Annotated in this window: 12 protein-coding genes; 3 read left to right on the forward strand and 9 right to left on the reverse strand. The window is 60.3% G+C overall.

The window, feature by feature from the left end:
- Positions 1-309 precede the first annotated feature (309 nt).
- Together BSY16_RS31780 and BSY16_RS29895 are read left to right on the forward strand one after the other, a co-directional pair.
- Complete coding sequence (locus tag BSY16_RS31780; protein ID WP_083243184.1) at positions 310-615, forward strand: hypothetical protein; 306 nt, start codon at positions 310-312, stop codon at positions 613-615.
- 186 nt (positions 616-801) lie between these two features.
- Positions 802-1,134, forward strand: coding sequence for a YciI family protein (locus tag BSY16_RS29895; RefSeq protein WP_069063372.1), 333 nt, complete (start codon positions 802-804; stop codon positions 1,132-1,134).
- Between the two features lie 729 nt (positions 1,135-1,863).
- On the opposite strand, the gene BSY16_RS29900 is transcribed toward BSY16_RS29895, so the two are convergent.
- On the reverse strand, positions 1,864-3,648 hold the full coding sequence (locus BSY16_RS29900) for a trimethylamine N-oxide permease (protein ID WP_069063373.1): 1,785 nt from the start codon (positions 3,646-3,648) through the stop codon (positions 1,864-1,866).
- Positions 3,649-3,942: 294 nt separating this feature from the next.
- Here BSY16_RS29900 and BSY16_RS29905 point away from each other — a divergent pair, with 294 nt between their 5' ends.
- Positions 3,943-6,312, forward strand: coding sequence for a trimethylamine N-oxide demethylase (locus tag BSY16_RS29905; protein WP_069063374.1), 2,370 nt, complete (start codon positions 3,943-3,945; stop codon positions 6,310-6,312).
- A gap of 3 nt (positions 6,313-6,315) precedes the next feature.
- Here BSY16_RS29905 and BSY16_RS29910 read toward each other — a convergent pair whose 3' ends face one another.
- The 8 genes from BSY16_RS29910 to BSY16_RS29945 form a co-directional block, all read right to left on the reverse strand.
- Positions 6,316-6,606 carry a type II toxin-antitoxin system RelE/ParE family toxin gene (locus BSY16_RS29910; protein WP_083243185.1) on the reverse strand — a complete coding sequence of 97 codons (291 nt, stop codon included), beginning with the start codon at positions 6,604-6,606 and terminating at the stop codon, positions 6,316-6,318.
- Entirely contained in the window at positions 6,599-6,865 is a 267-nt protein-coding gene (locus BSY16_RS29915) for a type II toxin-antitoxin system ParD family antitoxin (protein ID WP_069063376.1), read from the reverse strand. Before BSY16_RS29915 ends, BSY16_RS29910 begins: the two co-directional genes overlap by 8 nt.
- Before the next feature lie 106 nt (positions 6,866-6,971).
- A complete protein-coding gene (locus BSY16_RS29920; RefSeq protein ID WP_069063377.1) occupies positions 6,972-7,571 on the reverse strand; it encodes a methyl-accepting chemotaxis protein in 600 nt (199 codons plus the stop codon).
- Positions 7,572-7,699: 128 nt separating this feature from the next.
- Positions 7,700-9,037: a trimethylamine monooxygenase gene (locus BSY16_RS29925; RefSeq protein WP_069063378.1), complete on the reverse strand. Its 1,338-nt coding sequence runs from the start codon at positions 9,035-9,037 to the stop codon at positions 7,700-7,702.
- A 45-nt stretch (positions 9,038-9,082) separates the two neighbouring features.
- Positions 9,083-10,123, reverse strand: coding sequence for a heme-dependent oxidative N-demethylase family protein (locus BSY16_RS29930; protein WP_069063379.1), 1,041 nt, complete (start codon positions 10,121-10,123; stop codon positions 9,083-9,085).
- Positions 10,124-10,139: 16 nt separating this feature from the next.
- Positions 10,140-11,087 carry a PDR/VanB family oxidoreductase gene (locus BSY16_RS29935; protein ID WP_502696038.1) on the reverse strand — a complete coding sequence of 316 codons (948 nt, stop codon included), beginning with the start codon at positions 11,085-11,087 and terminating at the stop codon, positions 10,140-10,142.
- A gap of 14 nt (positions 11,088-11,101) precedes the next feature.
- Positions 11,102-11,707, reverse strand: coding sequence for a dimethylamine monooxygenase subunit DmmA family protein (locus BSY16_RS29940; RefSeq protein ID WP_069063381.1), 606 nt, complete (start codon positions 11,705-11,707; stop codon positions 11,102-11,104).
- 10 nt (positions 11,708-11,717) lie between these two features.
- Positions 11,718-12,851: an aminomethyl transferase family protein gene (locus BSY16_RS29945; RefSeq protein WP_069063382.1), complete on the reverse strand. Its 1,134-nt coding sequence runs from the start codon at positions 12,849-12,851 to the stop codon at positions 11,718-11,720.
- Positions 12,852-12,911 lie beyond the last annotated feature (60 nt).

Raw genomic sequence — 12,911 nt, forward strand, 5'->3', positions numbered from 1 at the left:
GAATTCAGTTGGGCAACATTGACAGGATCGAACCTAGCTCCAACGCCGACGCGGCTCTCCCGCGGGCTTGCCGTAGTCGTCGGGATTTTGCGCATTCGCGGTCGACAAAGGGGGAGGAATCCTCCGAGACCGGAGTGCCTGCCCTCGTGCTCCTTCAACAGGCCGATGATATGTTCGCCTGTGAAACAGGTTGCGCTTCATTCTCTGGAGGAGCGAGGCGAGCGACACGAAAGAGGATGCAAAGTTTGAATTGACCCCTTTCGATGGCGAGGCGATACTTCAACCAGCAACAAGGCGGGAGGAACAACAATGGACGAGCCAGACCGGTGGCGCCACATTGCAAGCGCGCCGAGAGACGGTAGCCGGATCCTCGTCACAGTTCGCTCGTCCGAACAAGGGCCGGCAGAAGTCGATGTCGCCTATTGGTCGAATGGCGATCGGTTCGGCGCAGAAGGCTGGCGTGCCTCCGATTCCGCACCTGGCTGCATTATTGAATATGCCGAGCCGGAGCTGAAGTGCTGGATGCCGATGCCCTCGGCCAATCTAAGCCGCGCCTCCACGCCGTCGCCGTGGCAAGGCCGGGACACCCAGCAACTCGATGGGTCAGGGATCTGAGAAACCGCTCCGCTGTGTGGCAAGTCATCGACTCTGGCGATCAATTAGATCGGTGCAACCGCCAGAAAAACAGTGCCCGGCAAAATGATAGCAGATCGCCGATCAGCAAAGCTGTGGTTCGCTTCCTCGCTTGTGGCACCGTTGTCGCCGAGGCTGCGGCCAAAACCGCTGAAAGGAGACGCGACAATGCCCAAGTTCATCACAATCGGATATGGAGACGCGGCCGACTACAACCGCACGACCCAGGCTGTCAGAGACGCCGCGCATGCCCAGGACGCTAAATTAAGATCCGAAGGCGCTGTGATAGGGATCGCCGGCACACCGGTCCAAGTTCGCAATCCAGAGGCTATTGGCGTGGAAACCCGCAATGGACCGTTCATGTCATCCGCCTTGCCGATCGCCGGTTTCGCCATCATCGAGGCCGCCGACTTGGGCGAAGCTATCAAAAAGGTTTCGGGCGTACCCTGTGCAGTTGCGCATGGCGTCGTTGAAGTTTGGCCATTGAAAGAGGCAATCTAATCCGAGCCGCAACGTGTTCAGGGAAAGCTCCCATCAACCGACCCTGCGGTGAGAACGGATCATGTAACGCCTCCAGTGAGCCCGACATCTCCAGCGTTTCCCGTCCACCCGCGACCAGATCGCCAACCTCTTTCACATTCCCCACCATGAAATCGCATCCGAGGATTGCCGCGGACTGAGAATCGGAGTCACTGTCACACGCGGTGCTGCTCTCAAAGCAGGACGCTCCAGCGAGACGTCTCATATCATGGGGCGGCCTTGCAGGCAGTAAGCGCTACTCTACAATAGGACTTGCCGGTGTGTTCAGCACCTTCGCGGCCGATGTCCAGCAGCTCTATCTGGATATCGGCCAAAAGCGAACCGCCCCCCTACATCGCCATCAAGACGGCCAGAGAAACTCAAGCAACGGCTTTTTAGCTTGGAGCCGAGTGCCGCATTCGACGTTGCCCTTTCTCCTGGACGTCATCCAGCTCAGATTGAGTAGGATGGGCTCTGGATTCCTTTATTTTCGTTTGTCTTTTCGGGAACGCCGGTTTCCATTATTCCCTGACAAACTCCAGGAAGGGTGAACCGTCCGGCTGGCCAAAATCTTGATATACGGTTCAACGCTGCCCTTGTCCCGTCCGGGAACGTCGCTTCCCCAGCGCAGCTCCATCGCGAGGCGTAGAAAACAGACGAAACCGCGCAATCTTTCGATGCGCGGCTCCATTTTGTTTGATAGCTACCCGGCTAGGCCGGGAGCTGGAAGTAGGCGTTGGCGGCGAGGACGACGGCGAGGCCGGCGGCGAGCGCTGCATAGGGCAGGATGCCGGCTTTCTTGACGCCCAGATCCTGGCCGACGAGACCGAGGTCTTCCATGGCGCCGGCCGGGAATTTTCCACCGTCACGCACATAGTGGCGATAGGCGAAGACCGGCAGGATCAGGGCAGCGAAAATGAAGCCGACCCAGAGCGCGTTGGAGTAACCCCAGACCTTCGCGCCGGCGCCGAGGAACAGCGCGTTGACGAAGGCGAGAACGGTGTTGAGGCCGATCAGCCAGGTCGGTGCTTTCCAAGGACGCGGGATATGGCCGGAATCCATGCGGTGGATCCAGCCGGCATTGAGGTTGAGGAAGTTGAAGATGATGTAGCCGACATTGGAGACGGCCAGGACGAAGAAGTAGCCGGCCACGTCGGAGGCGATGGCAAGCAGAATGAGGTTGAAGGCGAAGTCGGTCCACATTGCGCGGGTCGGCGCGCCATGTTCGTTGACGTGGTCGAGATACTTCGGAAGCCAGCCGTCCTTCGAGCCCTGATAGAGGGTGCGCGACGAGCCGGCCATTGCGGTCATGATGGCGAGGAACAGCGCCATGATCATCAGGAGAACGAGGATCTGCGTGACGATCTGGCCGCCATGGACGAGGCTTGCCAGCGCTTCCGCGACACCAGTGCCATCGACTATGCCGGGGGCGAGCATGCCCGCATGGCCGAGAACGCCCTGGAAGGTGAAAGGAATGAGGAAGAAGAACAGGCAGCAGAGAAGGCCGGAATAGAAGATCGCCTTGAACGTATCGGTTTTCGGGTTCTTCAGTTCGCGGGTGTAGCAGACGGCCGTTTCAAAGCCGTAAGTCGACCAGGCGGCGATATAGAGGCCGCCGAGGAACAGCGTCCAGCCGCCATTGCTCCACACACCGTCGATGCCGGAATAACCGGCCGTCGGCGGAACGAGGTTGGTGACATTGGCGCTGTCGATCTGGCCGGAGAAGATCGGGTAGAGGCCGATGACGAGGAGCGGCAGCAGGACGATGAGGGCGAGCCATTTCTGGACGTTTGCCGTTCCCTGGATGCCGCGATGCTGGATCGCGAAGATGACCAGCATCAGGATGCCGCCGATGACGAAGGTGGCGTTGAGGTTTGCCGTGGCAAGGAACGGAATGTCGAAGGTGAGCAGCGACCAGTTGCGGATCGCCGGTGTCAGGGCCGCAACGGCATCGGTCGACAGCAGGGCCGAGATGGCATCCTGCGGTGTCTTGCCGGCATTGGCGGCAAGCCATTCGACGACGCGGGGGCTTTCCGCCGTCAACGTTGCCATATTGGCAGTGACCCATTCCATGACGGCCGGGGACGTGGCGCCGGGAATGGGGAACAGCGCATTGAGGATATAGCCCGCCGCGATGGCGCAGCCGAGCGACAGAACCGGCGACCAGGCGAACCAGTTGCACCACACCGAGAGCGGCGCGATGAATTTCGAGTAGCGCAGCCAGGCAGTGGCGCCATAGATCGAGGCGCCACCCGATTTGTTGCCGAACATGCCGGCGATTTCGGCGTAGGTGAAGGATTGCAGGAAGCCCATCACCATGGAAATGATCCAGACCACGAAGGCGAGCTTGCCCGTCGTGCCTGCAATGCCGCCGATGGAAAACAGCACGAGCGGGGGCACGCCGGCGGCAACCCAGAATGCCCCTTTCCAGTCCAGCGCACGAATCAACCCCGTGCCCGAGGTTGCCGATCCCTCGGTCTCAACGATAGATGCCATAAACAGTCTCCTCGACCAGTTTTTGCCGTGAAGCGCGTTTGCGCGCGTTCCCAATCTGATGGTTCTCGCTGCGGTTTTTCCGCTGGATGGCGCCTGCGTTTTCGCAGTGTCACCACCTGTTCCCGTTTGCAATTTCGCGACCGCAACTTATTCTCATAGTGAATTTTTTTTTCTTCTCGGTCAAGTCTCTCTTTACTTTTCGGGACCTCCCGTAGGATAGTTTTGCCATATTGCCGGTGCATAAAGCGGCCCCTCCAGGGCAACGAAACGACCGCGCGTTGGGTGGGAGCTGAGATGGACACTTCCGGACGATTTGCAGGCACCCTGATGCCGCCGAGACCCAGTACCATTCTGCGGCCAGGCATGCCGGCGCTGCCGGCCGGCGTCGAGCGCTATCGCGTCAAGGGACGTGGCACGACCGTGGTCAAGGTCACAGCCGGCGACCGGGTCGTCATCAAGGATGTCGAAGGCGGACAACTCTGTGAAGTGAGCTTTGTCGATGCTGGCGGCCGGTTCAACGCGGCGGGGCTCGGCGTCGCGTTTTCGCGATCCGCTGATGGTCTTCAGGAAATTCTCGGGCGGGACGAAGACAGCGCACGACGGACGCTCGCCGCATTGAAACGGCGCAATATCGACCCTGCGGGCGCTCAGGCGCTGGTGCTGTTCGGGGAAAGCTCCTCGCCAGGTGCCTCGGCCGAAATGGCGATCGCGCTGGACGGCCTGCTGATCGTCGCAGCTCCGGCGCCACCGATGGACGCGGAAGCGCAAAACACCGCGACTGCGCTCGAGCTGCGCGTCACCCGCTCGACGATCGAACGCGCTTACGAGCAGATGTTGCCCGAGCCGATGGCCGATCCGATACAGGATCTGCGCATTCAGGCGGCGCGCGCTTCGGCCTATTTCGTGCGGGCCGGCGAGTTCATTCAGATCATCGATGTTTCAGGCCGGCAGTGTACGGATTTCCAGGCTTTCTCGGCCCGCAAGGTCGACAAGGGACTGGATCTCGCGCTCGATGCGACGGTGACGCGCACGCTTCTCGGACGTAGCTACCCGATGCCCGGCCTGCCATCGAAGGCATTCGACCGGGATTTCGAGCCGCTGGTGGAGATCGTGCAGGATACGGTGGGGCGTCATGATGCCTTCGCCACCGCCTGCAACTCGCGCTATTACGACGACATGGGCTATCCGGGGCATGTCAACTGCACGGATAACTTCAACCATGCGCTGGCGCCCTACGGCATCGCGCCGCGCAAGGGCTGGGAAGCGCTCAACTATTTCTACAACACCAACGTCGACCATCATAACCAGCTCTATCTCGACGAGCCCTGGTCGCGGCCGGGCGATTATGTGCTGATGCGGGCGCTGACCGATCTCGTCTGCGTCTCCTCGTCCTGTCCTGATGATATCGATGCGGCGAATGGCTGGGATCCGACCGATATCCATGTCCGCACCTATTCGGACAAGGAGACATTCTCGCGCGCCGTCGCCATCCGAATGACCCCCGATGCAGAGCCCGAAATGACCCAGGAAACCGCCTTCCATCCCCGCTTCTCAGGCCTGACCCGCAACCATGTGGAATATCGCGGCTACTGGTTGCCGAACCGCTTCAACAATGAAGGGCCGATCGAGGAATACTGGGCCTGCCGCGAAAACGCCGTGGTGATGGACCTGTCGCCGCTCCGCAAATTCGAGGTGACGGGACCGGATGCGGAGGCACTGCTGCAATATTGCGTCACCCGCGATATCCGCAAGCTGTCGCCCGGACAGGTGATCTACACGGCCATGTGCTACGAGAACGGCGGCATGATCGACGACGGCACGGTGTTCCGGCTCGGCCAAAACAATTTCCGCTGGATCGGCGGCGATGACGTCAGCGGCATCTGGCTGCGCGAGCAGGCGGAGAAGATGGGCTACAAGGCCTGGGTGCGCTCCTCCACCGACCAGATGCATAACCTCGCCGTCCAGGGGCCGAAGAGCCGCGAGATCATCAAGGAGATCATCTGGACGGCACCGGCGCAGCCGTCGATTGGCGAACTCGAATGGTTCCGCTTCGCGGTCGGCCGCATCGGTCATTTCGAAGGCGCGCCGGTCGTCGTTTCGCGCACCGGCTATACGGGCGAACTCGGCTACGAGATCTTCTGCCATCCGAAGGATGCCCTTGCCGTATTCGATGCTGTCTGGGAGGCCGGCCAGAAGCATGGGCTGAAGCCGATGGGGCTGGAAGCGCTCGACATGGTGCGCATCGAGGCGGGGCTGGTGTTCGCCCACTATGATTTCTCCGACCAGACCGATCCGTTCGAGGCCGGCATCGGCTTCACCGTGCCGCTGAAATCGAAGACCGAAGATTTCATCGGCCGTGAGGCGCTGATCAAGCGCAAGGAGAACCCGCGCTACAAGCTGGTCGGTCTCGACATCGACGCCAACGACGCCGTCGGCCACGGCGACACGGTGCATATCGGTCGGGCGCAGGTGGGCGTGATTACCAGTTCGACGCGTTCGCCGCTTCTGAAGAAGACGATCGCGCTGGCGCGGATGGATGTCCTGCATTCGGAAATCGGCACCGACGTGGAGATCGGCAAACTGGACGGCCAGCAGAAGCGGCTGCCGGCGAAGATCGTGCCGTTTGCACATTACGATCCGCAGAAGCTGAAGCCGAGATCGTAGCGTCTAGAGTTTCAGAAGGCGGACGCTCCTTGCGGGAACGACTGCGAGGATGAGGACGGTCTCTCCTGCCTCTTCGTAGAGGATGATGTGGCTCTGATGCGCATGCCGCCGCACACCTTCGCCGATCGACGGAGCGAGCCTTCCCATCTGTGGACGCGAGGCTATCAGCTCAAAACAGCGTACCAATTCTTCCTTGTAGCGACGGGCCTGGGCCAAGCCGAACATCTCGATGCCATCGAGAAACAGCGTGAGCAGGTCATCTTCGGCACGCTCGGTCAGCGTGTAGCTAGTCACGCACGATGCCCCTTGCCTTGGCAAGGCGCTCTGCATTTTCAAAGATCTCGTCGACGCTTTGTTTGCCGGGCTCACTCGACCGGGAGTCCAGAACAATCTGGCGCAAGTCTTCGATCGTCAGCTCCTGATCTCTGCGGGAACGATCGCGGCGCACGAGATCGCGCACATAGTCGCTGGTGCTTGCATACTCGCCCTTGCTGATCTGGGCTTCGATCCATTCTTTCATCGGATCAGGTAGGGATATGGTCATGGTGGCCATGTGGGGAAACTCCTTTTGAGCACCCTATCATGGATAAGAATAAATCACAAAAACGCTTATTTTGAACGGCGCGATCCGTCGAAGCGTTGCGCTCGGAGTCGAAACTTCACCTCGACTTGCCCCGCGCCGTCGCAATCTGCCGAGCGACCGCCTCGGAATCATTGGCAAGCGCCCGCATTTCCGAGGCGAGGACGGCGAAGCCGGCACCGGCTGTGCCGGCCCGCGCCGCCTCGATGCCTGCGTTGACGGCGAGCAATTTCAGGGAGCGCAGGGAATGCAGGATCTCGGCGGTGCGCGAGGCGGTCGCGCGCATGTCGGCGGTCTGTTCGTCGATGCGCTGATAGAGGGATTCGATGTTGACGATGCTGCCTTCGAGATAGAGCAGTTCCCCATCAGCGCCCCAGACGCCACCGCCGGTTTCCGTGACCCAGAGATAATGACCCTTATTGTGGCGGATGCGGTATTCCAGCATCCAGTCAGTGCGGCCTTCCAGTGCCTTGCCGACCACCTCGTCCATCGCCGGCACGTCTTCCTCACACATGATGGAGGTGAACGTGCGCACACGATTGCCGACGATCTCGTCGACGGGATAGCCGAAGATCCGCTGGATGCCGTCGGTCATCTCCAGCATCGTGTAATGCTCGTCCGCCCGGCATCGATACAGAAAACCATTCATGCGACCGAGAACGCTGCTCAGAAAATCCATGGAAACCTGGCGATTGCTGGAGTGCGGAGAAGAGGAATATTGATCGGCTTGGGTGATATCCCGTTACTTAAAAGTATGAGCCGAAGACCAGGGACGTGGCCTTCGGCTTTGTCGTCGTCGAACCAAAATCAGTTCTTCAGATAGACCTCGAGCGTATCGTCCATAGCCTCAAGCCACGGCGTATGATGCTTGGGTGCGAGGGTGCCGGTCATCAGCGACTTGTAGGCGTTGTCGCGGAAGCCCATGATGTTCTCGGCCTTGTGGTGCTCCCATTCCATGAAGGTCTTGTTGGTGCCCTCGACGTCGAACTTCGGATAGTCGGTGTGCTCCAGAAGCTCGATAACATAGTCGCCCTGGAACCAGATCATCTGCTCGGCATCCTCAAGCGTTTCCTCACGGGCGCGCCATGTGTCGAAATGCGCCTTCATCTCCGCCTTCGAGGGCAGGTCGATGCGGCCCATGATGACGTCGCGGGCATACCAGGCCTGGGCGTCGAACATGTTGAAGGTGTAGAACTGGTCCTGCATGCCGATATACATCAGCTGCGGATTGTCCTCGTAGACGACGCCCTTGTAGAGGTTGTCGGACCACAGGCGGTTGGCGGTCTTCAGGCGCAGGTCGTCCGGCAGGAACGGGAAATGGTGGAGGTAACCGGTGCAGAGGATCAGGGCGTCAACCTCCTTGGTCGATCCGTCGGCGAAATGGGCCGTCTTGTTGACGAGTTTCTGCAACAGCGGCCGCTCCTCGAAGCGCTCCGGCCATTTGAAGCCCATCGGCTTGGAACGGTAGCTCGTGGTTACCGATTTTGCGCCGTATTTCCAGCATTGCGAACCGATGTCCTCGGCCGAATAGCTGCGGCCGACGATCAGCACGTCCTTGTCCTTGAATTCCAGGGCATCGCGGAAATCATGGGCATGCAGCACGCGGCCGCCAAAGGTCTTTACGCCTTCGAAATAGGGCACGTTCGGTGTAGAGAAATGGCCGGAGGCGACGACGACATAGTCGAATTCTTCGTCATACATCCGGTCCTCAACGCGGTTGTGCGCCGTCACCGTGAACTTCTTCGTCGCCTCATCGAACCGCACCATGCGAACGGGTGTCGAGAAGCGCACCCATTTGCGCACGTCGGCCTTTTCGACGCGGCCTTTGATATAGTCCCACAGCACCGCACGGGGCGGATAGGAGCCGATCGGCTTGCCGAAATGTTCTTCGAAGGAGTAGTCGGCGAACTCCAGGCATTCCTTGGGTCCGTTCGACCAGAGATAGCGGTACATGCTGCCATGGACGGGCTCGCCATATTCATCGAGCCCGGTGCGCCAGGTGTAGTTCCACAACCCGCCCCAATCGGCCTGTTTTTCGAAGCAGACCACTTCGGGGATTTCCGCACCCTTCTGGGCGGCGGACTGGAAGGCTCTCAATTGAGCAAGGCCCGATGGCCCTGCGCCGATCACCGCTACTCTGGTCATATGTGTCTGTTCCCTTTTATATCGTTGTAAGCTTTGTGAAGACCTTCAATCCGGATGGATGCCTGCACTTGTCGGCGCCCCGTCGTCATATTTCGCCAGCCAGTCGATCATGATCGGCCGGTTGCGGGTCAGACCCTTGTAGTCGGCAATTTCCGGTGGCAGGTTTTTCAGCACGCGCGGCAGGCGGCGACCCCATTTGGGCACGGTCACCAGTTCGTTCAGGCTGATCAGGTAACACCGGATGACGAAGAGGATGGCGTTGGAGCGCGGCAGGCGCCAGAGGCTCTGCAACTCGACGCGCAGGTGCATCTTGTCGCCGACATTCTCCGGCGTCACCGTCGTGCGGTCCGGCCCCCATTTGTGATAGTTTTCCGGCGAGGTATCGAGCCGCGGATTGACCGTCATCGTCCAGTTGAGGCGGCGGGTCGGCTTGCCCTGTTGCAGGTTGAGCAGGAATTTCAGCGCGCGGTCGAACACGCCGATCTGGTGGGCGAGCGGCACGGGGCCGTGCCATTCCATGAAGTTCATGCCGATATCGAAATCCAGCGACCAGTCGGCCTGGGTGGTGACCATGCCGGCATCCATCCAGAGATTGTTGTCGCGCTGGTCGACGATGCAGAAATCGCCCTGCGCCTGGCGGGTGATGTATTCCATCGGCGGATGGGGAAGCGTTGCCGGATCGCCGAAGGTGAAGGTGTCGTCGATGCCCATTGGCCGGTTGATCCAGCGCCAGCGGTCGCCGTCCTTCGTCAGCGTGAAATGCTCCGGGTAATCCTGTGCCTGATGCTCCATGATGAGCTCCAGCACGTCCCATTGCGCCGCCATCATGTGCGGCAGCGCCTGGCAGCGCAGCGGATCGTCCTTCAGCACCATCGCCCGGTCCTGCATCTCGGCGACATAGTGTTCGTCGACATCGATCAGGTTTTCGAAAACGCTGTCCGCCTTGCCCCGGATATGCGGCTCCATGTTGACCGAATACATGTATTCGTCGCGATCGAAGGGGAAGGGAAAGCGCTTGATGTTGTAGAGGCTGTTGCGGAAGGTGAAGTCGTCGCGGAACGTTTCGCTCCTGAACGTGATGGTCATCTGTCCGGTCCCTTATCTACAGTTGAAGAACGAGTTGCTGGCCCTTGAACCGCGAGACGCAGATCATGACCTTCTTGCCGGATGCCTTTTCCTCGTCCGACAGGTAGATGTCGTTGTGCTGCAATGTGCCATCACAGGAGAGCACCTCCGTCTCGCACTGGCCGCAGGCGCCGCCGCGACACATGTAGGGCGCATCGCAGCCATGCGCCTCGGCCGCTTCCAGAATGCTCTGGTGCTCGCCGACGGTCATGTGGATGTTGGACCTCTCGAGGAAGACCTGGAACGGCAGGCCGGCGGGCGGCGCAAGGAACCGTTCCGAATGCAGGTTTTCCTTCGGCCAGCCGGCTTTCAGCCCCGTCATCAGCACGCCGTCGATCATGCCGGCGGGCCCACAGACATAAAGATGCGTGCCGAGCGGCTGGTTGTCGGCGATCTCCGCGACGGGGATGAATGACTTTTCCTCGTCGACATAGATCTTGATACGCCGCGGGCCGTAGCGGTCGAGCAATTGCTGCCAGTAGGCGCCGTGCGAGCGCGAACGGATGGCGTAGTGCAGTTCGAACGCGATGTTATCGCGGTTGAACTGCTCCATCATGGCGATGAACGGCGTGATGCCGATGCCGCCGGCAATCAGGATGTGCTTGCGTCCGCGATGGTCCGGCGCGAAGAGGTTGACCGGCTGGCTGACGGTCAATTGATCGCCGGGGCGCACCTGTTCGTGCATGAAGATCGAGCCGCCGCGGGAATTGGGAACCCGGAGCACGCTGATTTCATAGGCACTGTTGTCGTCGGGGGTGGACATCAGCGAATAGGGATTGCGCCGCAGCAGTCCGTTGTCGTTCATCGAGACGACGACATGGGCACCGCCGGAGAAGAACGGCATGGGATGGCCGTCCAGCCGCTCGAAGCGGAAGCGTTTGACCATATCGGTCACCTGCGTCACCGCGGCGACCCGCACAGGCATGTCTGTGTTGAGGCTCACGGGAACATCTCCTCAGGTTCTGGGGCCGTGCCCGGTTCTTCTGCATCGATGTTGACGCCCTGGAAGGCGCCAAGCCGTCTGGAGTAATGGTCGCGCACCAGAAGCGGCAGACCGCAATGGCTGCAGGCAAAAGGACTGGTCGTCACATTGTCGGTGATGCCCTTGCAGTGCACGCATTGCACCCGCCGCGCCGTCGAGCCGCGATGTTCGGTATGGATCGAATGGTAGTCGATGCCGTATTCGATCGCCACCTGCATGATCTGGCCGATAAAACCCTCGGTGCCGGCAATGGAGAGCCGCGTTCCCATACGGGCCTGCTCAAGACAGGCGCGCAGGCGAAAGAGAAGCGGCTGAAGCGTCGGCGCCTGCCAGAAAACATCCGGCGAGAGCGCCGAAAGCGCGATGTCGTAGGCCTTGGGGGCCGCGCCCGCCGCCAGATAGAGGATTTCCGACTTTGCCAAGAAGTCGTTGCCCTTTGCCCCGACCTGATCGATCAGGGCCTGGGCCCCTTCGCCCTCAAGGACGAAGAGGTGGCGTTTGGCATGGGGATCAATGTCGAGCCCCTTATATTCCGGCCTGCTTTTGATCCCTTGTACGAGCATGCCGATATCCTCAGCCTTGCGCCGTCCGTTTTGTCTTCTTCGGATCGTCGAAGGTGATCGTGTGGGCGATGGCCGGCGCGTTGACGGTCTTGCCCTTCACTTCGAGCTTGGTGCCTTGCACCGCATAGGGAACGTCCACGCGCATGATCGCCATGGAGCGGTTGGTGAGCTTGGAGTAGGACGGGCAGGTGATGACGCCCACCTTCTTGTCGCCGGCCCAGACCTCGTCGCCAAGATCGGTCGGACCATCGGCCTCGACAAGCAGGCCGAAGATCTTGAAGCGCTCCTTGCCCTTGAGGCGAGCATGTTCCTCGGCGCCGCAGAAGCCGGTCTTGCCGGGGCTGACGGTGAAATCGAGGCCGAGCTCCCACAGGCTATCGCCGGGCTGCTCGTTGGCGAAGGGATACATCTGCGAATTGTCGTAGGGGTAGAACAGCAGGTAGCTTTCGACGCGCAGCATGTCGAGAACGCTGAAGCAGACGGGGATGATGCCCATCGCCTTGCCTTCATCGACGATGCGGTCCCAGACCATGCCGGCATCCTGGCCGCGCACGAAGATTTCATAGCCGCGCTCGCCGGTATAGCCGGTGCGCGAGATCATCACCGGCGCGCCGAACAAAGTCGTCTGCATGTGATGGAAATATTTGAGGTCGCGGATGCCGGGCACGTATTTTTCGAGATAGTCGACGGCGAGCGGGCCCTGGAGGGACAGGTCGTGCAGGTCGTCATCGAACAGCACGGCGCAATTGCGGCCCTGTGCCTGCTTGACGATTTCCTCGAAGCCGGAGCCCGAGCCATGCACCAGCATCCAGGAATTGGGACCGGTGCGGTAGACGATGCAATCGTCGGTGAAGTGGCCGCGCTCGTTGAGCATGCAGGCATAGACCGACTTGCCGGGATAGACCTTCGTCATGTCGCGGGTGGTGATATATTCCAGAATGGCGATCGCATGCGGGCCGACGAGATGGACCTTCTTCAGGCCCGAGACATCCATGATGCCGGCCTTGGTGCGCACGGCGATGTGCTCTTCGTAGATGTCCTTGTCGTAGGTCCAGGCGGTTCCCATGCCGCTCCAGTCTTCGAGGTTCGATCCGAGTGCCCGATGCCTGTCTGCAAGGGCGGAAAAACGCCAGCTAAGACTCATATTCTCGTTCCCATTTTCTTTTGCGGAATATTTATTTCCTGAGTATATCGCCGCTGCTCA

This window comes from Sinorhizobium sp. RAC02 (genome assembly GCF_001713395.1).
Taxonomy (GTDB): domain Bacteria; phylum Pseudomonadota; class Alphaproteobacteria; order Rhizobiales; family Rhizobiaceae; genus Shinella.